At 42.4% G+C, this 20,803-nt stretch carries 22 protein-coding genes and 1 riboswitch; of the genes, 16 read left to right on the forward strand and 6 right to left on the reverse strand.

All coding sequences use genetic code 11. The annotated features are described in order from the left end of the window. The first annotated feature begins 28 nt into the window (after nucleotides 1–28). Both QQK21_RS15890 and QQK21_RS15895 read left to right on the forward strand, forming a co-directional pair. A complete protein-coding gene (locus QQK21_RS15890) occupies nucleotides 29–1,072 on the forward strand; it encodes a porin (protein WP_284193167.1) in 1,044 nt (347 codons plus the stop codon). A gap of 74 nt (nucleotides 1,073–1,146) precedes the next feature. Beyond that, nucleotides 1,147–1,812 carry a DUF2057 family protein gene (locus QQK21_RS15895; RefSeq protein ID WP_284193168.1) on the forward strand — a complete coding sequence of 222 codons (666 nt, stop codon included), beginning with the start codon at nucleotides 1,147–1,149 and terminating at the stop codon, nucleotides 1,810–1,812. A 50-nt stretch (nucleotides 1,813–1,862) separates the two neighbouring features. Here the strand turns inward: QQK21_RS15895 and bioA are convergent, their stop codons facing one another. Continuing rightward, on the reverse strand, nucleotides 1,863–3,143 hold the full coding sequence (gene bioA / locus QQK21_RS15900; RefSeq protein WP_284193169.1) for an adenosylmethionine--8-amino-7-oxononanoate transaminase: 1,281 nt from the start codon (nucleotides 3,141–3,143) through the stop codon (nucleotides 1,863–1,865). Between the two features lie 123 nt (nucleotides 3,144–3,266). Here bioA and bioB point away from each other — a divergent pair, with 123 nt between their 5' ends. The 4 genes from bioB to bioD are packed head-to-tail and all read left to right on the forward strand — an operon-like array spanning nucleotide 3,267 to nucleotide 6,937. Further along, complete coding sequence (bioB, locus tag QQK21_RS15905; protein WP_284193170.1) at nucleotides 3,267–4,319, forward strand: biotin synthase BioB; 1,053 nt, start codon at nucleotides 3,267–3,269, stop codon at nucleotides 4,317–4,319. Next, nucleotides 4,303–5,451 carry an 8-amino-7-oxononanoate synthase gene (locus QQK21_RS15910; protein ID WP_431313128.1) on the forward strand — a complete coding sequence of 383 codons (1,149 nt, stop codon included), beginning with the start codon at nucleotides 4,303–4,305 and terminating at the stop codon, nucleotides 5,449–5,451. The genes bioB and QQK21_RS15910 overlap by 17 nt, the downstream gene beginning before the upstream one ends. Continuing rightward, nucleotides 5,451–6,254: a malonyl-ACP O-methyltransferase BioC gene (gene bioC / locus QQK21_RS15915; protein ID WP_284193171.1), complete on the forward strand. Its 804-nt coding sequence runs from the start codon at nucleotides 5,451–5,453 to the stop codon at nucleotides 6,252–6,254. The genes QQK21_RS15910 and bioC overlap by 1 nt, the downstream gene beginning before the upstream one ends. Continuing rightward, nucleotides 6,251–6,937: a dethiobiotin synthase gene (gene bioD, locus QQK21_RS15920; protein WP_284193172.1), complete on the forward strand. Its 687-nt coding sequence runs from the start codon at nucleotides 6,251–6,253 to the stop codon at nucleotides 6,935–6,937. The genes bioC and bioD overlap by 4 nt, the downstream gene beginning before the upstream one ends. A 66-nt stretch (nucleotides 6,938–7,003) precedes the next feature. On the opposite strand, the gene QQK21_RS15925 is transcribed toward bioD, so the two are convergent. Further along, a complete protein-coding gene (locus tag QQK21_RS15925) occupies nucleotides 7,004–7,171 on the reverse strand; it encodes a hypothetical protein (protein ID WP_284193173.1) in 168 nt (55 codons plus the stop codon). A gap of 317 nt (nucleotides 7,172–7,488) precedes the next feature. Here QQK21_RS15925 and htpX point away from each other — a divergent pair, with 317 nt between their 5' ends. From htpX to QQK21_RS15970, 9 genes are all read left to right on the forward strand, one after another. After that, entirely contained in the window at nucleotides 7,489–8,352 is an 864-nt protein-coding gene (gene htpX / locus QQK21_RS15930; protein ID WP_284193174.1) for a protease HtpX, read from the forward strand. Between the two features lie 190 nt (nucleotides 8,353–8,542). Then, the gene (locus QQK21_RS15935; protein ID WP_284193175.1) at nucleotides 8,543–8,962 is read left to right on the forward strand and encodes a nuclear transport factor 2 family protein; all 420 of its coding nucleotides are present in this window, start codon (nucleotides 8,543–8,545) and stop codon (nucleotides 8,960–8,962) included. After that, the gene (locus QQK21_RS15940) at nucleotides 8,959–9,684 is read left to right on the forward strand and encodes an SDR family NAD(P)-dependent oxidoreductase (protein WP_284193176.1); all 726 of its coding nucleotides are present in this window, start codon (nucleotides 8,959–8,961) and stop codon (nucleotides 9,682–9,684) included. Before QQK21_RS15935 ends, QQK21_RS15940 begins: the two co-directional genes overlap by 4 nt. 13 nt (nucleotides 9,685–9,697) lie before the next feature. After that, nucleotides 9,698–10,978, forward strand: coding sequence for an NAD(P)/FAD-dependent oxidoreductase (locus QQK21_RS15945; protein WP_284193177.1), 1,281 nt, complete (start codon nucleotides 9,698–9,700; stop codon nucleotides 10,976–10,978). A 1-nt stretch (nucleotide 10,979) separates the two neighbouring features. Further along, nucleotides 10,980–11,759 carry a DUF1365 domain-containing protein gene (locus QQK21_RS15950; protein ID WP_284193178.1) on the forward strand — a complete coding sequence of 260 codons (780 nt, stop codon included), beginning with the start codon at nucleotides 10,980–10,982 and terminating at the stop codon, nucleotides 11,757–11,759. A 15-nt stretch (nucleotides 11,760–11,774) separates the two neighbouring features. After that, complete coding sequence (locus QQK21_RS15955; protein ID WP_284193179.1) at nucleotides 11,775–13,022, forward strand: SAM-dependent methyltransferase; 1,248 nt, start codon at nucleotides 11,775–11,777, stop codon at nucleotides 13,020–13,022. A gap of 24 nt (nucleotides 13,023–13,046) precedes the next feature. After that, on the forward strand, nucleotides 13,047–13,526 hold the full coding sequence (locus QQK21_RS15960; protein WP_284193180.1) for a DUF2878 domain-containing protein: 480 nt from the start codon (nucleotides 13,047–13,049) through the stop codon (nucleotides 13,524–13,526). Next, the gene (locus QQK21_RS15965; protein WP_284193181.1) at nucleotides 13,523–14,068 is read left to right on the forward strand and encodes a chalcone isomerase family protein; all 546 of its coding nucleotides are present in this window, start codon (nucleotides 13,523–13,525) and stop codon (nucleotides 14,066–14,068) included. The genes QQK21_RS15960 and QQK21_RS15965 overlap by 4 nt, the downstream gene beginning before the upstream one ends. After that, nucleotides 14,068–14,604 carry a DUF3833 domain-containing protein gene (locus QQK21_RS15970; RefSeq protein WP_284193182.1) on the forward strand — a complete coding sequence of 179 codons (537 nt, stop codon included), beginning with the start codon at nucleotides 14,068–14,070 and terminating at the stop codon, nucleotides 14,602–14,604. The genes QQK21_RS15965 and QQK21_RS15970 overlap by 1 nt, the downstream gene beginning before the upstream one ends. A gap of 69 nt (nucleotides 14,605–14,673) precedes the next feature. Here the strand turns inward: QQK21_RS15970 and purB are convergent, their stop codons facing one another. The 3 genes from purB to mnmA all read right to left on the reverse strand — a co-directional run bounded on the left by purB (nucleotide 14,674) and on the right by mnmA (nucleotide 17,950). After that, on the reverse strand, nucleotides 14,674–16,044 hold the full coding sequence (gene purB, locus QQK21_RS15975) for an adenylosuccinate lyase (protein WP_284193183.1): 1,371 nt from the start codon (nucleotides 16,042–16,044) through the stop codon (nucleotides 14,674–14,676). 145 nt (nucleotides 16,045–16,189) lie between these two features. Then, nucleotides 16,190–16,807 (reverse strand): high frequency lysogenization protein HflD, encoded by a 618-nt coding sequence (gene hflD / locus QQK21_RS15980; RefSeq protein WP_284193184.1) that lies wholly within the window; start codon nucleotides 16,805–16,807, stop codon nucleotides 16,190–16,192. Nucleotides 16,808–16,828: 21 nt separating this feature from the next. Continuing rightward, entirely contained in the window at nucleotides 16,829–17,950 is a 1,122-nt protein-coding gene (gene mnmA, locus QQK21_RS15985) for a tRNA 2-thiouridine(34) synthase MnmA (RefSeq protein WP_284193185.1), read from the reverse strand. A 261-nt stretch (nucleotides 17,951–18,211) separates the two neighbouring features. Between mnmA and QQK21_RS15990 the strand changes: the two genes are divergently transcribed. Continuing rightward, nucleotides 18,212–19,516, forward strand: coding sequence for an inosine/guanosine kinase (locus tag QQK21_RS15990; protein ID WP_284193229.1), 1,305 nt, complete (start codon nucleotides 18,212–18,214; stop codon nucleotides 19,514–19,516). 86 nt (nucleotides 19,517–19,602) lie between these two features. Here the strand turns inward: QQK21_RS15990 and QQK21_RS15995 are convergent, their stop codons facing one another. Beyond that, the gene (locus QQK21_RS15995) at nucleotides 19,603–20,010 is read right to left on the reverse strand and encodes an H-NS family histone-like protein (protein WP_284193186.1); all 408 of its coding nucleotides are present in this window, start codon (nucleotides 20,008–20,010) and stop codon (nucleotides 19,603–19,605) included. A gap of 596 nt (nucleotides 20,011–20,606) precedes the next feature. Further along, nucleotides 20,607–20,789, forward strand: a riboswitch (Lysine riboswitch). Nucleotides 20,790–20,803: the final 14 nt, after the last annotated feature.

Here is a 20,803-nt window from a genome sequence, read left to right on the forward strand (position 1 = left end):
CATTCTATAGAAAAGGCAGTGGATTATTATGAAAAAGACTCTAGTAGCTCTTTCAGTGCTAGCAGCAGCAGCAAACGTTAACGCAGGCGAAATTTACGCAACTGATGCGTCTAAAGTATCTCTATCTGGTGAAGTTGATGCATACGTTGCAACAACCGACGTTACTAATGCATCTAACGTCAACACAAAGCAAGACCCGTATGTTGTAGTTTGGGGTAAAATCCAACTTGATGCAGAACATAAGGTTAATGATGCGCTAACGGCTTTTGCATCGTTCGAAATTGAGTCTGCTAGCGATGTTTACGTTGGTGACAGCGACAACAATGCAAAATTTGATGATCTTTACGTTGGCGTAAAAACTGATGTATGGGGCGTTGCTGTGGGTGAAGTTGGTGATGTGGCTGCTTCAACAGATGCGATTGAAAAAGGCGATATCACTAACGAAGGTAACTTCTTTGGCGCAGCTGGCGGTCATCGCTCAGAATCTGATGGCCAAGGCATCGTATTTAAGTCTAAGCTAGGTGATAGCTTAGTATTTGTGGCTGACTTAAATACAGAGGCTAACGACAAAGTTGACAACACTTACGGTGCGTCTCTAGATTGGTCTATTAACGATATGTTCACTCTAGGTGGTTCTTTTGTAAGCGGTGAATCAGCAGAAAATGTCGATTACTCTTTAGCAGGTGTTGCGGCTTCTGCTGAATATAAAGGATTTTTGTTTGCTGCATCATACGGTCAGTTTGAAGGTGTAAACGATTGGGGCCTATTCGGCACAACAACTTCTTACTTTGACGGTGATGCGTACGGTGTTGCGGCTCAGTACACTATCGAAAAAACGCGTTTGTACGCTACTTACGATGTAATGGAACTTGACGAAGTACAAGTTGCTGGCGGAAGTAACCTTAATGCTAAAGGCGATCTAACTAACCTAGTGGTTGGTGTTGACTACGCTCTACTAGCAAACGTGAAAGTTTTTGCTGAATACCAAGCTGCTGACACATCTGATGACTTTAGTGCTGGCGCAAACCAAGATGGTGACTCATTCATTCTAGGTGCATACTACACATTCTAATTAACGGGTAATTAGAGTATTATTTAAGCCAACGCTTGTGCGTTGGCTTTTGTTATTTATATAGGAATACCACATTGAAAACGATTAACACGCTTCTTCTCGCTGTATTAGCATCTGCTATGTCTTATTCTGCTCAGGCTGTTGAATTGGACCTTGCTAGTGGTATTTCAGCACCAGTATTAAACGGCAAAAAAGTCAAAGATGATAACTTTGAGCTGGTGGCAGGCGAAAACCAGTTTGTGTTTGAATTTGCAGGTGAACTAAGAGACAATAACAGACGCAAATATTATTCTGCTCGCCCTTATATTGTCACTTTGGATCTGACGGGCGCTAAGACCTTAGAAGTGGGCCTTATCTCAAATAAACTGAGCAAGATTGAGCGCAACGTTAATAAAAAGCAGCCTATTTTTGAATTCACTGTTGATGGCAAGCAAGTACAAGATTCGCAGCAAATGCTGCCGCCAGCTGAGGGCGCATTTCCTTATTCAAATGTTCCGTTGCTGGTTGAAAACTTCAACAAAGAGCGTGGGCTGGTATTTGATTCAGGGAAAGTGATCGAGCTTAAAGCCGAGCTTGCCAAACTTGAGCAAGGCGAGGCTGTGGCCTCTGGTGAGCGCAAAACAACCACCATTGCTGGTGTGACGGAAACGGAAAGCACTTTGCAGCTAAAGCTTTGGTATCTAAAAGCCAGCAGTGAAGAGCGCAAAAACTTTAAACGCTGGATGATTGAGCAAGATTAATTGCTAAAGAGGCCTCAAAACGAGGCCTTTTTAACAAAAATGGCTCAACTCTACGCTTCGAAACAATTCGATTGTTGCAGCGCTTTTTCTATTGCCGTGATAAGTGCTTTGATATGGTCACTTTGGCTGATAAAAGGTGGCATCATATAGATAAGTCTGCCAAACGGTCTTATCCACACGCCTTGCTCAACAAATAGAGCTTGAATCACTTCCATATTGACTGCACGTTTGGTTTCCACCACGCCAATCGCACCGAGCCACCGCACATCGCTCACAAGCTCATACTCAAGCAGATTAGGTAAGTATTCTGCAAAGATTGACTCAATCACTTTCACTTGAGCCTGCCAATGGTTTTGCGCCAAAAGCTCAAGGCTTGTTCCCGCGACAGCGCAAGCGAGTGGATTAGCCATAAAAGTAGGACCGTGCATAAAGCAGCCAGCTTGTCCTGCGCATACCGTGTCGGCGACATTTTTTGAGGTGAGTGTTGCAGAGAGTGTCATATAGCCGCCTGTTAATGCTTTACCCACACACAGGATGTCTGGTTTGATGTTGGCGTGTTCACAAGCAAACAGTTTCCCAGTCCGGCCAAAGCCAGTTGCAATCTCATCAAGAATAAGCAACACACCAAACTCATCACATAAGCGGCGCACTCCCTGCAAAAACTTTGGGTGATAGATTCGCATCCCTCCAGCCCCTTGGACGATAGGCTCCAAAATCACTGCCGCTATGTCTTGATGGTGCTCAGTTATTTTTGCCGTAAAGTCCTCTAAGTCACTCTCATCCCATGTCTGATGGAAGCCGACCTTGGGTGACGCGGCAAAGATATGTTCAGGCAAAAAGCCTTTATACAGAGAGTGCATAGAGTTATCGGGGTCAGTGACAGACATGGCCGCAAATGTATCACCATGATAGCCATCTCTGAGTGTCAAAAACTTAGGCCGCCTTTGACCTTTGCTATGCCAGTATTGAAGCGCCATTTTTAAACTGACTTCGACGGCGACAGATCCCGAATCTGCCAGAAATACCTGTTCTAGATTGTCTGGTACGATAGACAGCAGTGTTTTGCACAAGCTAATCGCAGGGTTGTGGGTAATGCCACCAAACATGACATGTGACATTTTACCGATTTGCTCGTGAGCGGCTTGATTGAGCTGCGGATGATTGTAGCCATGAATGGCGGCCCACCAAGAAGACATGCCATCGATAAGCTGCCGGCCATTGTCTAGCTCAATGTGGACACCATTAGCGGAAGCTACAGGATAGCAAGTGAGAGGGTTCAATGTTGAAGTGTAAGGGTGCCAAATGTGGCGACGATCAAATTCGAGATCCATAAATAACCATTTGATTGATATTTAATCAGATGTAAACTTTTGATTTTTAAAATTGTTGACAGTGTATATTGTCAAGTTAGACTAGCCAAGCCATTTTTAACAACTAACGTATAAGGAAGTCATGTGGAAGCTCGTCATAACTGGACTGTCGAAGAAGTCCGAGCGCTAATGGCCAAGCCATTTATGGATCTCTTGTTTGAAGCACAGATGGTTCACCGTCAGTACCAGCAGCACAACTATGTTCAAGTCAGCACATTGCTTTCGATTAAAACGGGCGCTTGTCCGGAAGATTGCAAATATTGCCCGCAAAGCGCACGTTACCAAACGGACATTGAAAAGGAACGTTTGATGGAAGTAGAGCGCGTACTTGACGCTGCACAAAAGGCAAAGAGTGCCGGCTCAACTCGATTTTGTATGGGAGCCGCTTGGAAAAACCCTAAAGCGCGCGACATGCCACATCTGACAGAGATGATCAAAGGTGTCAAAGATATGGGTTTAGAAACCTGTATGACACTTGGTATGCTTACGCCCGATCAAGCCAAGGAATTGGCCGATGCGGGGCTTGATTATTACAACCACAATCTTGATACCTCTCCAGAGTTTTACGGCAATATTATTACTACGCGAACCTACCAGGACAGATTGGATACATTGTCACATGTCAGAGAGGCCGGAATGAAGATATGTTCAGGTGGTATTATTGGCATGGGAGAGAGTGCCAGTGATCGTGCTGGATTGCTGGTCGAATTGGCGAATTTGCCAACACACCCTGAAAGTGTCCCTATTAATATGCTAGTGAAAGTCAAAGGTACGCCACTTGAAGAGGTTGATGACGTTGAGCCCTTTGACTTTATCCGTTTGATTGCTGTCGCTCGTATTCTTATGCCCAAGGCAGCGGTGAGGTTATCTGCTGGCCGAGAGAATATGAATGAGCAGATGCAGGCTTTGTGCTTTTTGGCTGGGGCTAATTCGATTTTCTATGGGTGTAAGCTCCTGACCACGCCAAATCCTTCCGAAGACAAAGATATGCAGTTGTTTGAAAAACTGGGAATCAATCGGCAAGAAGTTTCACAACGGCCCGATGAAATTGAGGAGAATGCGTTACTTGATCGCGTGGCAGAACGAGTGGCGTCACGCCCAGCAAAAGGCGACTTATTTTATGACGCTGCCATTTGACTCTCGAATTTTAGACGCGGTTGCCAAACGTGAGCGCCAAGGACTGACAAGATCAATACGCACGATAGAAGCGGGCAATACCCCAAGTTTGTCGTATCAAGCAAAGACATTGACGAATTTCTCGAGTAACGACTACTTGGGGCTTGCAGCAGACAAGCAGCTTTCACTGGAATGGCAGCGTGGTATTGACCTATACGGTAATGGCAGTGGTGCCTCGCCTTTAGTGACTGGTTTTTCGAAGGCTCATGCGAATCTAGAGTCATCTCTATGCGATTGGCTGGGGTTTGAGCGCGCCATTTTGTTTGGTTCAGGTTTTTCGGCCAATCAGGCTTTACTATTCAGCCTGCTTAAAGAAGGTGATTTGTTGGTGCAAGATAAGCTCAATCACGCTTCTTTGATGGAAGCGGGTATGTTTTGTCCGGCAACAATGAAACGCTTTCGTCATAACGATGTTGAACATCTTAAACGTATCCTCACGAAAAGCGCACTGGTTGTTACTGAAGGCGTGTTTAGCATGGATGGTGACATATCACCATTGGCGGATATCCAGAAGTTAACCACCTTGCATTCTTGGCTGATGGTTGATGATGCACATGGCCTTGGCGTTTTGGGCAGTGAAGGTCGGGGAAGTTGTGATTTTGCCGAGGTTAAACCCGATATACTCGTGGTGACTTTTGGTAAAGCACTTGGTTTATCGGGCGCAGCCATTATGTGCTGTGAAAATTTGGGCGATTATTTAGCCCAATTTGCCAAACATCATATGTATTCGACGGCTATGCCTCCATCACTTGCTTACGCCATTACCCAAAGTATAGAGAGAGTACGAATCCAAGAGTGGCGGCGTGATAAGCTCAATGAGTTGCAATGCGAATATCACCAGTGTTTTTCCTTTCTTAATGGGTATGTTGATACCAGAACACCAATTAAACCTCTACTATTTGGCGATAATATTGATATTTTACATATTTCGAAGGAGCTCGCTGAACGTGGATTCTGGTTGACAGCCATCAGACCGCCGACGGTAGCGAAGGGGAGTGCTCGCCTGAGAGTCACATTGACAGCCAATCACACGATTGAGCAGGTCAGGAAACTAGCCAAATCAATCGAAATAGCAATGGATAAGGTGGTTTAATGGAACAAATGATTTTGGATTATCCCTCATTACTGGTGGACAAATCAGCCATTGCTGTAGCATTTGGTAAAGCAGCAGACACTTATGATTCCCATGCTGCTTTCCAAAGAGAAGTTGGGGCTAGGCTACTTAAACTATTGCCTGAGGACATGCGCGGCAAAACAGTTCTGGATTTAGGTTGCGGTACAGGGTATTTCGCGGCGCTGCTACGGGATCGCGGGGCCCGTGTTGTTTGTTGTGATTTGTCTGAAAAAATGCTGGACAAGGCTAGGCAAAGGTGCGGACTAACAAACATGCAATACCACCAAGGCGATGCTGAATCTTTGCCTTTTGGCGATCGAAGCATTGATGTGGTGTTTTCAAGTCTGGCACTGCAATGGTGTAATGACCTTTCAGGACCCCTACGTGAAATGCGCAGAGTACTAAAGCCTGACGGAACGATTTATTTCTCTACTTTACTTGATGGCTCACTGCATGAACTCAAACAATCATGGAATGTGGCAGATAAATATCAACATGTTAATGATTTTCATACTTTAGATCAGATAAAAATTGCGTTAGCGCAAGCTGGTTGTCACTGCCATCAGTTAGACTTGCCTACTATTACGGTCTGGTATGACTCCGCATTTTCATTAATGAGGGACCTAAAAGGGATTGGTGCGAATTATGTTAGTGGACGCTCCAATGGACTTACTAACCGTAGTATGTTGCTAAAAGTCGAGCAGGCTTATCGAGGTTTTAGAAATCATCAAGGACTGGTGCCTGCCACGTATCAGGTTTGTTTGGGAGTGATTCATATATGACTAACGCATTTTTTGTTGCGGGCACGGATACTGATGTCGGCAAAACAGTGGCTTCTACTGCAATTCTCAATGCACTTGCGCTAAAGGAAATTAAAACGATTGGTTATAAACCAGTTGCAGCGGGCAGTGAAAAAACAGAAGAGGGATATCGCAACTCTGATGCGTTATATCTGCAAAAGGCTGCGACGCTCGAAGTGAGTTATGAGGACATTAACCCGTATCCACTTGAACTTCCTACGTCACCGCATATTGCCGCTCAACGTGAAGGGGTGAATATTGAATACTCGGTGCTTAGCGATAAGCTTCTCAACCACAAAAAGAAAGCAGACATTGTCTTAGTTGAAGGTGCTGGTGGGTGGCGAGTACCGGTTAATGATAAGCAATGTCTTTCTAGCTGGGTTCAGCAAGAGAAGCTTCCGGTGATTTTAGTTGTCGGTATAAAGCTTGGCTGCTTAAGTCATGCCATGTTGACGGTCGATGCGATCGAAGCTGATGGTTTGAAAATTGTCGGTTGGATTGCCAACAGAATAAATCCAGGTACGGAACACTATGCTGATATTATAGCGATGCTAGAGAACAAAATTGGTGCACCTAAACTGGGAGAAATTCCTTATGTGCCAAGTATTAAGCAGAAAAATCTCGCCAAATATATAGATATTTCTTCGCTTTTAAGCTTGTCATGATTTTTGCTCTAGAAATAAAAAAGGCTGCTTTGTGATGCAGCCTTTTCTAATTCTAAACAGAGGTTTTTAGTTGTCCTGATTGGCACTGGCTATAGTTTGATGGGCCTCAGCAACATGCTTTTTTACTTGTTGCTGAGCGCATATACCAAGTTGTTGCTTTGCCTCTTCCTCTGAAATACCAAGATGGCAACACAGTAAATCAATTGCCATCTGGTAGTTATGTGTTTCAGCCATGATGTTGTCCTTTTTCACATGGATATTTTATTCAGGCACAATCTAACATGTGTGTAATTCGGAGCAATAAGACAAAAGTCTAATCTCGTAAATACTCACTTATACATTTCAATGAACGTATTTCAGTAACAAATTTTTGCTGAAACCAAATGTTTCAATTTGTTCCTACCACTTGTAATTAAAAGCAATAGACTATATCTAATAGAGAGATAATCAGTTCCCAAGCCGCCTTGTCCATCCCTGATAGGGTTACTTAGCATAGGTCAATGCGGCTAAGTATTGGGACATCAGAAAGAGTTCAGTGTCGGAGAAAAGTAATGAAACGTGTAATGTTATTTTTGGCAACCAACTTGGCCGTAGTATTGGTCTTGAGTGTGGTGTTAAATATTGTCTACTCTGTGACGGGTATGCAACCGGGTAGCCTATCTGGTTTGCTCGTTATGGCCGCGGTATTTGGTTTTGGTGGTGCGTTTATTTCTTTAATGATGTCCAAGGGGATGGCACTTCGTTCTGTGGGTGGAAGGGTGATTGAGAGTCCACGCAATGAGACGGAACATTGGTTACTTGAAACCGTTCGTCGCCAGTCACAGCAAGTAGGAATAGGGATGCCAACGGTAGCCATTTATGACTCAGCAGACATCAATGCGTTTGCGACTGGTGCAAAGCGCGATGATTCCTTAGTGGCCGTATCAACGGGGCTGCTTCACAATATGACGCGAGATGAAGCAGAAGCGGTACTCGCTCATGAAGTTAGCCATATTGCGAATGGCGATATGGTGACCATGACACTTATGCAAGGCGTTGTAAATACATTTGTTATTTTCCTGTCGCGCTTTATCGCAAATATTGTCTCTTCTAATAGCGATGAAGAAGAGGGAGGCAGTAACATGCTGGTTTACTTTGGTGTGTCTATGGTACTAGAACTCGTGTTTGGCTTCCTTGCCAGTTTTATTACTATGTGGTACAGCCGGCATAGAGAATTTCATGCTGATGCTGGTGCGGCCAATCTTGTTGGTAAACATAAAATGATTGCGGCTTTGGAACGTTTGAAACTGAGTCATGAATCTCAGTTAGAAGGTTCAATGATGGCATTTGGAATTAATGGTAAGCGCTCAATGACCGAGCTGCTAATGAGTCACCCTCCACTAGACAAGCGTATTTCAGCATTACGTAACTTATAGTGAAATTACCGACCACCAGATGTCCTAATAAATTGAAAAGGCTTGGCTTATAACCAAGCCTTTTTTGATCTCTTTAGTTTGTGAGCCGTATAAGTTATACAAATTAAAAGTTGTACAAGTTTTCGAAGTCACCTAGAGTTTCTGTGTTGTACAACAAAATTTTATGTATAACAATTTGCGAGGTACTTGAATGGATGTGCAAACAGTTGGTGAGGTTTATCAGCAGCTCAATAAGTCAAACCTTCATCTACTATCAGATATTTATCATGAAGAAGTAGTGTTTGAAGATGCAGCCCATAAGTTAGAAGGCTGGTGTAAATTAGAAAGTTACTTCCAAACCCTATACAGCAACGTACACCGCTGTGACTTCGATATTATCGAACATCAGCAATCCGGTGACAGTGGATTTTTGACTTGGAAGATGGCGCTGGTACATCCAAAGTTATCAGGGGGGGCTACCGTCTATGTCAATGGGGTAAGTCACTTGAAATTTTCTCAAGGTAAAGTGATATACCATAGAGATTATTTCGATTTGGGAGAGATGCTATATGAAAATCTGCCATTGCTTGGGGCCGTCATAAAGGCTATCAAAGTGAGGCTGGGGAAATGAATACCGTATTAATTACCGGTGCTACCTCCGGAATTGGCTTACAACTCGCTATGGATTATGCCAACAGTGGCGCAATTGTTTATGCATGTGGTCGTAACCAAGAACGTTTGTGTGATCTGAAACGACAGTTTGGTAATCTTCACAGTTTAGCCTTTGATCTCACCGATCTTGAAGCCACCAAGGTTGCGTTGAACAACTTAGAATACATCCCTGATTTATGGATTTTGAATGCTGGTGATTGTGAGTACATCAATAATGGACATCTTGATTCTAAGCTAGTAAAGCGTATTTTTGACATCAATGTCCTTGGGTTAACGAATGCCATTGAGGCTTGTCAGCCTTATTTTCGAAAGGGTCAAAGAATTGCGATTGTCGGCTCTATAGCGAGCGAAGTCGCTTTGCCTCGCGCCGAAGCTTATGGTGCTTCTAAGGCGGCAGTGAGTTATTTAGCAAGAGCACTGCAGCTGGATTTAAAGCCTCAAGGTGTTGAAGTATCGATAATTTACCCAGGCTTTGTGAAAACGCCCCTTACGGATAAAAATACCTTCGACATGCCTATGGTCATCTCTTGTGAACAGGCTTCAAAGGAAATTCGGCGAGGTTTGGCTAAGGGCCATAGTCACATCTATTTTCCCAAGACATTTACATCAATGCTGCGTTTGATAGGAGCACTGCCATATCGTTGGCAAAATGTTCTTACCTCGAAGTTGCTTGCCCAATAATAGGAACAATGCCATGAATATAGCAATTATAGGTTCAGGGATTTCAGGCTTAACATGTGGTTATTATTTACATCGTGATCATGATGTGACTGTATTTGAAGCCAACAATTATGTTGGAGGGCATACAGCTACGGTGGATATCGATCTTGATGGACGACATTATGCCATCGATACAGGTTTTATTGTTTTTAACGATAGAACCTATCCCAATTTCATTGAACTTTTGCGAGAGATTGGGGTTGAACGAGTTCCGAGTCAAATGAGCTTCAGTGTAAGAAATGATGCTAACGGACTTGAATATAATGGGCACACCTTGTTGAGTTTATTTGCGCAAAAACGCAACTGGCTGAATCCTAAGTTTTACTCGTTTATTTTTGAAATACTGCGCTTTAACAAAAAAGTCAAAGAGATTGCGCAACAAGATATTGGCCTTGAGGTGACTCTGGGAGAGTTTCTGGCATCTCGAAAATTTAGTCTTTTCTTTTGTGACAACTACATATTGCCTATGGGAGCGGCGATATGGTCTTCGACATTGGCAGATATGAGAGCTTTCCCTCTGGGATTTTTTGCAAGGTTTTTCTTAAATCATGGGCTTCTTGATATCGTCGATAGACCTCAATGGTATGTGATAAAGGGCGGTTCGAAAGAATATATCAAGCCTTTGACGCAAGGGTTCGTCGACCGAATAAGGCTCAATACTCCAGTCGATGCGGTAAGCAGAGATCAGGCTGGCGTTACGATTCACTCTAACGGGAAAAGTGAGCGTTTTGATCATGTTATTTTTGCCTGCCATAGTGATCAAGCATTGAGTTTAATTAAAGATTCAAGCACAAGTGAACAGTCAATACTGTCAAAATTAACGTATCAAGCAAATGAGGTGGTTTTACATACCGATGAGAGTTTACTGCCCAAGCGAAAGGCTGCATGGGCTTCTTGGAACTATCGATTAACTGGTGGTACTAAGGAGCATGATCGGGCCCCAATGCTGACCTATAACATGAACATATTGCAACATATCAAGGCGCGAGAAACATTTTGTGTATCACTAAATAGCAGCGAAAAAATAAGCCAAGAGAAAGTATTGCGCCGTTTTGTCTATCATCATCCTGTATTTAGTCGCCAGTCCATCAATGCACAGTCGAGAAAAGGGGAAATTAACGGTGTCAATAATACTTGGTTTTGCGGAGCATATTGGTACAACGGTTTTCATGAAGATGGAGTAAAAAGTGCGTTAGATGTAGTGACAGGTATTAGGGCTTACAGCTCAAACCTTGGTGCTAAAGGGGCTGCATAATATGCTGTTGCAGAAAAAAAGTTGTTTATTTGTTGGTGATGTTAGGCATAGACGCTTTAGCCCTATCGAGCATTCATTGAACTATACACTTTTTATGCCGTGTTTAGATCTTGATGAACTTGAAGCGTTAGAAAACCAAGTGTGGGGCTTTGGCCGTAGATGGTGGCATTGGGCAAGGTTTAAGCGTAGTGATTATCTAGGCTCTGGAGACTTGAAACAGTCGGTATGTGATAAAGTATATGAGCTTGGAGGAGAGCGACTTGAGGGGAGTGTCAAAGCGGTTATTCATCTCAGATATTTTGGTATTTATTTCAGCCCTGTAAATTTTTACTACATCTATGATCGAGAAGGTTGTTGGCGTTACTTGCTGGCAGAAGTGAGCAACACACCTTGGAATGAACGACACTACTATTTACTCGACGCACGAAACTCCAAATCTTGGGTGCATCCAAAGGCATTTCATGTCTCACCATTTAACCCGATAGACCAAGAATATCATTGGAAAATTAAACCTTTATCCTCGCATTTATCTATCCACCTTGAATGTCATCAGGGCAACAAACAATTTGACGCGACGATGAAAATGAAACAGAAAGCCTTTAATTCACACACATTACTTAAGCTCTTAGTGTTAACCCCAGCTCTAGCGGTCAAAATGCTTGCTGGGATTTACTGGCACGCTTTAAAACTTTGGCTTAAAGGTGCACCTTTCTACTCTCATCCAAAGTACGAGCAGCAAGATGAAAAACAACCTACTCGCAGTGCAAATATCGAAAAATAACAAGGAGCTGAAGCAATGATTCATTCACAGACGCTACCTATGCCAAACCCACTGACCTCGATGCAGAAAGCAGCACGTAGTATCGCGTTTAGTTGTCTAAGTAAACTTCAGCATGGATCTTTAACTATTGTTGAGTCGTTTGATTCCCAAGTGTCAAAAGAGACACATATGCAATTTGGAAATGCGATTGATAAAAAGGGTAGTGCTGTTATTAAGATTAAGCATCCAGATTTTTACTCTCGACTCTTGAAAGGTGGCAGTATCTCAGCAGGTGAGGCGTATATGGATGGATGGTGGGATAGCCCAGATCTGACGGCCTTGATGCAGCTGATGGCACTGAACTTATCGACCATAGATGTGATTGAAAACAAAAGCAGTATATTGTCGAAGCTCGCCTATAAGTTTGGACACTGGTTAAATCGTAACACTGTACTTAACTCCGCCAAAAACATACAAGCTCATTATGACCTAAGCAACGAGTTATACCAGACGTTTTTAGACAAGAGAATGCTTTATTCATCGGGGTATTACCACACAGATTCCGACACTTTAGAACAAGCGCAAATCAATAAAATGGAGCGTTTATGTCAGCAGCTTAAACTTAGTGAAACTGACTCTGTCATTGAAATAGGAACGGGCTGGGGGGCGATGGCCATATATATTGCAGAGCACTATGGTTGTCATGTGACCACTACGACCATTTCAAACCAGCAGTATCAATATGCCAAGCAGCAGATTGAGCAAAAAGGACTCGAAGATAAGATCACTCTGCTTCAGAAAGATTATCGATTACTTGAAGGCAAGTATGACAAGCTAGTCTCAATTGAAATGATAGAGGCGGTTGGTAAGCAATTTTTGCAGTCGTATTTGGCAAAGTGTCAATCATTGCTTAAATCCGGTGGCTTAATGGCGATTCAGGCTATTACGATTGCGGATCAGCGTTACGTAAGTTACAGCAATAGCGTCGATTTTATCCAAAAGTACATTTTTCCCGGTGGCTTTTTACCCTCTATCACCGCACTTACTCAATCAACCACTAAGCATACGGATTTTGTGTTAAGAGATCTATTCGACCTCGGGCAAGATTATGCTCGCACTCTTAAAGACTGGCAAACGCGTTTTAATCATGCAGAAAAGCAGGTGCTGAAGCTAGGGTTTGATGAACGGTTTATTCGGATGTGGAATTACTACTTTTGCTATTGTGAAGGAGGATTTAAAGCAAGGTCAATTAGTACAGTGCACATGACATTGCAGCGTCCGTAAACCTTAGTAGTCGGAGAAAAGTAGGTGAAACAGTTATTGATAGCGTCAACATGGTTTCAAGTGATATGGCTATGTGCCGTTGTCGGTAACTATGATTGGCAGAGTGGCACTCTAGGCTTGGTGATCGCTACTTTGGTTATATCAGCTTTTAAAGGGTGGGTGCACTGGCGACTCTGGACCTGTATTTTAGTCATGGGTGTCATAGTTGATTTCGCCAACCTATCTTTAGGCCTGTTTCAATTCGAAAAACACACTTTCCCTCTGTGGCTTACTGCGCTCTGGATGTTATTTGCGTGGTATGCACATTTTTTGCTCCCATTTTTGACCCGATACCCTCAGTCGGTCGTATCAATTGTAGGCGGGATCACTGGAGCATTAAGCTATTTGGCGGGAGAGAAGCTTGGAGCAGTCGCATTTGGTGTGCCGCTCTTCCCCACGATGGGAATATTACTGGTTGAGTGGTTCCTTATTGTATCGGTGATAGTGAGGGTTTATAGGCTATGAGATACGCAGTAATGATGGTAGCTTGCCTCACTCTAACAGTGAGCACTAATGCATCGGTGGTGTCGGAAAAAGTAACAAGCAACTGGGGCGAATGGTCGAGTGTGGGTCAGGCTCAACTTACGATGTTTTTCTTCGATATCTATAAATCACAGCTGCTTACCCCAACTGGACACTATATTGTTGGTGATGACATCACCCCACATCCTTTGGCTTTGTCGATAACATATCAAAGAGATATATCCCACAATCAGCTAGTAAAGGCAACGGTCACACAGTGGAACAAGCTAGGTTATCAGCATAATACCACCACCAAATGGGCTCAAAGCTTGGAAGCGATATTTCCGGACATTGAAAAGGGACATCAGCTTACTTATGTCACTGACGGGGTTCAGGGGAAATTTTATCATTCTCGCCCTGAGACTGGTACAGAGCTGATTGGGTATATTGAGGAAGAAGATTTCAATGACGCATTTCTTGCCATCTGGCTTTCTCCTAAGACAGAATTTCCTCTTTTAAGACAAAGCCTTATTGGTAACAAATAATGTTTAAGTGGATAAAATGCCTAGTCGTCGCTGCTCTCTGTTTTGCTGTGATTGCCTGTAGCGGGGATATAGAAGATTATAGAGACACTAAACCAGAATTTGACTTGTTTGAATACTTTGAGGGGACATCAACGGCATGGGGTATGGTGCAAGACTATAGTCAGCTTCAAACACGCCGTTTTGAAGTGGCGATTACTGGCTCGGTTGATGGCAATACATTAACGCTTGTTGAGAACTTTGTGTTTGATGATGGAGAGAGGTCTAGTCGAGTATGGACTATCGATCGTATCGGACAGGGGCAATATCAAGGCAAGGCAGAGGATATTATTGGAGTCGCTAAAGGAACGCAGGTCGGAAACGCTTTGCGTTGGCAATACGATTTTGAGCTTCAACGAGAGGACTCTGCGGTGGTGGTGTCATTTGATGACTGGTTATATCGCCAAGATAAACGTCGTGTGTTTAATTTAACCAAAATTAAGAAATTTGGTCTTGAAGTAGGGCAGATAACGTTATTTTTTCAAAAAATCTCTCAATAAAAAGCGGGGTCATTGATCAACAAAAAGGGCCGCTTTTAAAAGTGGCCCTTTGGGTTCAATAGCTTACTATTATAGCTTATCGGTTAACTCAATGGCTTGCCCGATATAGTTAGCAGGCGTCATTTGTTTTAGACGATCTTTCTCGCTATCTGGTAAGGCTAATCCATCGATAAACTGTCGCATTGCATTGCCATCAACACGTTTACCACGAGTCAACTCTTTAAGCTTTTCATAGGGTTTCTCTATCCCATAGCGGCGCATTACCGTTTGTACTGGTTCTGCAAGCACTTCCCAATTGTTATCAAGCTCAGAAAGCAGTGCCTCTCGATTGACTTCAAGTTTGCTGATACCCTTCAAAGTTGATGTGTAAGCTATGATGGAATAGCCAACACCAACACCTAGGTTACGCAATACAGTCGAGTCAGTCAGATCACGTTGCCAACGAGAAATAGGAAGTTTTTGTGCTAGGTGAGCAAACATAGCGTTAGCGAGGCCTAAGTTACCTTCAGAGTTTTCAAAATCAATTGGATTGACTTTGTGAGGCATAGTAGATGAGCCTATTTCACCAGCAATTGTTTTTTGTTTGAAGTGACCAAGCGCAATGTAACCCCAAATATCGCGATCAAAATCTATCAATATCGTGTTGAATCTCGCAATGGCATCAAACAGTTCTGCGATATAGTCATGTGGCTCAATTTGAGTGGTATACGGATTCCAAGTGACCCCCAGTGATTCAATAACAAACTCTTCAGAAAATTGATGCCAATCCAGTTCAGGGTACGCTGACAAATGTGCGTTGTAGTTGCCTACGGCACCGTTGATTTTTGCCAGAATCTCAATATTAGCGATCTGTTTGAACTGACGTTCCATACGGTAAGCCACATTGGCCATTTCTTTACCCATAGTCGACGGAGATGCCGGTTGACCATGGGTGCGCGACAATAGAGGGATATCTCGATATTCAATGGCTAATGCTTTGATTGCATCTATGATGTTACGAATTTCTGGCAAAATAACGCTTTCACGAGCTTCCTTTAGCATCAGTGCATGAGAGGTGTTATTGATATCTTCAGAGGTACATGCGAAATGAAGAAATTCATTAACTGCATTCAATTCAGGAATATCAGCCACTTTTTCTTTTAGGAAGTACTCAACAGCTTTAACATCATGGTTGGTTGTGCGCTCGATTTCTTTTATTCTACGAGCATCTTGCTCAGAGAAGTTGTCAGCGAGGTCGTTCAAAAAATTATTTGCTTCTACGCTGAAAGCTGGGACCTCTGCAATATCAGTCGTTGCTGCAAGCTTCTGTAGCCAACGAATTTCGACGATTGTACGGTATTTAAGTAGACCATATTCACTAAATATTTCGCGTAATGCTGTAGTCTTGCTTCCGTAACGGCCGTCTACTGGTGAAACAGCAGTCAGTGCTGACAGTTCCATGATGTTCTCCTGAATTGAGTGTCTAAATGTCGTGAGCTTTATACCAATAACCAATGCAATTGTCACGCACATTGCGCAAACGTTTGCTTTTTATGGGCTTTGGGTGTGCTGGCCTACTTAACTTGTCGTAAAAAGGCCGTGATTTTCATATTCTTGCTAGTAGGATTTGGGCCTGCTCAACCATTTTCTTTCTTCCAAAGATAAGGTGCCGCCTTTTCCCCCCAACTTGCCGCCATAAAACAGCGCTTCGAATACCGGAAAGTAGCAGAGCTCTTACTTTGTATTGATTGCTGGTTTGTTGTAATACCGATGGCGTCCCCGTGACTTGTATCCTTGGTCCTATAGGGCTGATGACATCTAAGTATACGCTCGCTAAGTTACTCAACATCTGCTCGTCGAGTAGCTCAAAGTGATCCAACTGTCTTTCAATCATTTGTATGCGATCTCCCAGTTGGGACATCGCATCTTTGCGGGCACTTAGTTTTCTTTCAAGGGCCAATAGACTGATAATATACCGGGTTACTTCGCTTCCAGAGGGGGTGCTATCAATTCTTTTTACAAGGCATTCTAAACCTACTTTCAAATTCAATTCGTTGCCATACACATCTAGAGTATTCGCCGGATTGGTATTTAAGATGGCTTTCAGTGATGTTTCAAACGCGTCAGAGTCGCAGTAACCATTTTTCGCCACTTGCTGAACGAGTGCTACCGATTGGCAAATGCCAGCAAACGCGATAGTTTGGTTATAAAGTGCATTAGTCACAGGTGTTACTCCCCAAATGCGTTAAATACGTTCTTTAATAATGCCGCCGCCTAAGCATACATCATCTTGATAGAAAACCGCTGATTGGCCCGGTGTAACGGCCACTTGAGGTTCGTCAAAAACCACCTTGATGGTGTTATCGTCTACTGGAATTACGGTGCAGGGGATATCCGCCTGACGGTAACGTGTTTTCACGGTACATTGAAAAGGTGCAGTAATAGCCTGGCGATTCACCCAATGAAGTTGAGACGCAATTAATCCTTGAGATTTTAGTAAGGGGTGATCGGCACCTTGTACTGCAATAAGAACGTTTCGCTTAAGATCTTTATCGGCTACGTACCATGGCTCTTCGTTCCCACCACCGCCTTTTTGGCCACCTATATGCAGCCCTTTTCTTTGACCAAGTGTATGGTACATAAGGCCCTGATGTTCGCCAATAACCTGACCTTCAGGCGTTTCAATTTTACCGGGTTGTGCGGGGAGATAGCGTGAGAGAAAATCCGTAAATTTACGCTCACCAATAAAGCATATACCAGTCGAGTCTTTCTTCTTAGCAGTGATAAGGCCTTGTTCTTCAGCAATTTTTCGAACCTCTGGCTTTTCTAAGTCACCGACAGGGAAAAGGCTACGAGAAATCTGCTCGTTACTCAATGTATACAAGAAATAGCTTTGATCTTTATTTGTATCTAACCCGCGAAGCATTTTCACTTCGTCTAAGTTCTCTGAGAAAGTCCTACGTACATAGTGGCCCATGGCAATATAGTCTGCATCGAGAACTTCATCAGCAAATTCAAGAAAAGCTTTGAATTTTATCTCTTTATTGCAGAGAATATCAGGGTTAGGTGTTCTTCCTGCTTTATATTCTTCCAGAAAGTACTCAAACACATTATCCCAATACTCAGCGGCAAAGTTAATTTTGTGCAGATGGATGCCCAGTTTGTCACAAACTGCCTGTGCATCGGCTAAATCTTCGGCTGCCGTGCAATATTCTTCGTTATCATCTTCTTCCCAGTTTTTCATAAACAAACCTTCAACTTGAAAGCCTTGTTGTTTAAGAAGGTAAGCAGATACCGATGAGTCGACACCACCAGACATGCCAACGATGACTTTCTTTTTACTGTTATCAGTAAAGTTCTGAGACATTTCAAACACCACACAAATTAACCGGAGGCAAAATATTAACAGAAAGCGTTTGAAGGTGACAGTTTCTAGGAAAAAATCACGAATTATTTATAAGCAGGATGAGGCTTTAAAGTATATAAATTGTAATAAGAGGATCTTTATTTTGGGTTGCTATTGATTTTATTAGCAATGCAAACGTTTGCTATAATTGAATAGTTGCTGCATCTGTGTGTGCACGGTAGAATCCAGACCCTTTTCATCCCTTACGCAGAAATAATTGCTATGAAGTTCCCAGGTCAACGAAAATCTAAACACTATTTTCCTGTCCATGCACGTGACCCTCTGGTGAGTCAGTCTCAACAAAACAAGAAGGTGTCGAGCACTCATATTATAGGTATTGACCAGACTTTAGTTGATATTGAAGCTAAGGTGAGTTCCGAACTGATTGATAGATATAATCTAAGTAAAGGACACTCGCTGGTAATTGATGATGAAGCAGCAGAACGCTTATATAACGAATTGAAAGAAAAGAATTTAATTACTAATGAGCATGCCGGTGGGACCATAGGTAATACCTTGCACAACTATTCAGTTCTTGCTGACGATCGTTCAACACTTTTGGGAGTGATGAGTCAAGATATCAAAATTGGTAGCTATGGATATCGCTATTTATGCAATACCTCCAGTCGTATGGATCTGAACTATTTGCAAGGTGTTGATGGTGCTATAGGAAGATGTTTTGCATTAATTTCCGATGATGGCGAACGGACATTTGCAATCAGTGAAGGTCAAATGAACCAGCTCCACGCAAGCAGCATTCCTGAGTCTATTTTTAAAAATGCTTCGGCACTGGTGCTCACGGCTTATTTGGTTCGTTGTAAAGAGGGTGATCCTATGCCTAGTGCAACGATGCAAGCCATTGAGTACGCCAAAAAATACAATGTACCAGTCGTATTAACCTTAGGAACAAAATTCGTTATTCAAAGTGACCCCATATTTTGGCAGGAATTCTTGAATGACCATGTTAGTGTTGTTGCCATGAATGAAGATGAAGCAGAAGCACTGACGGGAGAGTCGGACCCTTTAATGGCTTCAGATAAAACATTAGAATGGGTTGATTTAGTTTTGTGTACAGCGGGACCATTAGGGTTGTTTATGGCCGGTTATACCGAAGATGCTGCGAAACGTGAAACCTCCCTTCCTTTACTTCCGGGCAGCATAGCGGAATTTAATCGTTTTGAGTTTAGCCGCCCAGCGGAAAAAGCCGCCTGTGATAATCCAATTAAGGTTTATTCTCATATATCTCCTTATATGGGAGGCCCAGAAAAAATTAAAAATACTAATGGTGCAGGGGATGCTGCACTTTCTGCTTTATTACATGATATGGCTGCAAATAAACACCATAAAAAAAATGTGCCTAATTCTAGCAAACACGCACATGCTTTTCTGACTTACTCGTCATTTTCACAGGTATGTAAATATTCTAACCGTGCGAGCTATGAAGTGTTAGTGCAACATTCGCCACGCCTATCTAGAGGATTACCAGAGCGTGAAGATAGCTTAGAGGAAGCTTACTGGGAGCGTTAACTTATTGATGCAAATAAAAAAGCCTCAATATTATGAGGCTTTTAATATTATAACGTTATATGTTTAAAAAACATATATACATATAACTAGATTAGGAAATCATCTAAAGATTTACCAGCATCCAATTGCTCTTGAATTGCAGATGGTGTACGGCCTTGACCTGTCCAAGTCTTTTTATCGCCATTGTTATCGACATACTTATATTTTGCTGGGCGAGGTGCGCGCTTAGATTTTTGTTTACCTACAGATTCACCAGCTAGAGCGGATATAACCATATTCTTATCTAGTCCAAGCTGTTTAATTTGCTCTGCGATATCCGCGAGTTTGGCTTCTTGCGCTGCTTTTGCTGCTAGTTCAGCTTCTTCAACTTCTTTGCGCTCTGAGACAACCGTTGATAATTTGTCTAGTGCTTCCTCTAGTTGTTCCAGTGTTAGCTCACGAGCAAATGCACGTAGGCTGCGAATGTTTAATAAAGTTTTTGTTAGTTCCGACATATAGTTTCTCACTTAATTAAGGAGTCGATGGAATAAATATTAAACCCGTATTATCTGCAATACAATATTTTCTAGTTAAATTCTTATAAAAAGTTATTATTTGATGTCTTAACATTAGAATAATGAGACCTTTCTTATTAACTGATTAAAATTTGTTACATAAAATATCGAAGCTTTTGTGATTATGACAATACTTATTGCCAATAAGTTTCATAATAAAGTGATATTCATTTATACAATCACTTTATTAGTGCTACCAGCTTGTCAAACATAATCGTCGTACTAAGAGTTCTTCAGTAAATTGCTTTTTATCACCTTATTATTCATATTTTTCTCTGAAAAAATATGAAATAGGGACGAATTGCATAATTAACAAAGATGTTTTCCTAATCAATTACGCAAACTAGTTATTATAGCAGCTATTTTTGAAGTGCAAGGTATATCGCAAATTTACTCTTGTCTTATTGTTTGTCTCGAGTATTCGTTGACTGAATATGTTGAAATCAAGGTTAAGATAAGTACAATAGCCGACACCTAATGCGATGTTTTGGTCAAATTATTGTTAGCTGGTGTTAACTTTAGATCAGGCCATGAATCATCGCGGTAGAGGCGCAAAATAAATCAGTAGCACTTGTTGGGGTGATGCCAATGAACGGGTGTGAAAGGTTATTTTGCCGAAGTGGGCTTTTAGATCAAAAGAAGCTTGCTGGGGTTACGCCCGAAAGGGGTAACACTGCCATAGTCTATATTTTTTAACACTATGGAGCGCTACTGTAGGGCTAAGGTGTTGTAT

The organism is Vibrio zhanjiangensis (assembly GCF_030161235.1).
GTDB lineage: Bacteria > Pseudomonadota > Gammaproteobacteria > Enterobacterales > Vibrionaceae > Vibrio > Vibrio zhanjiangensis.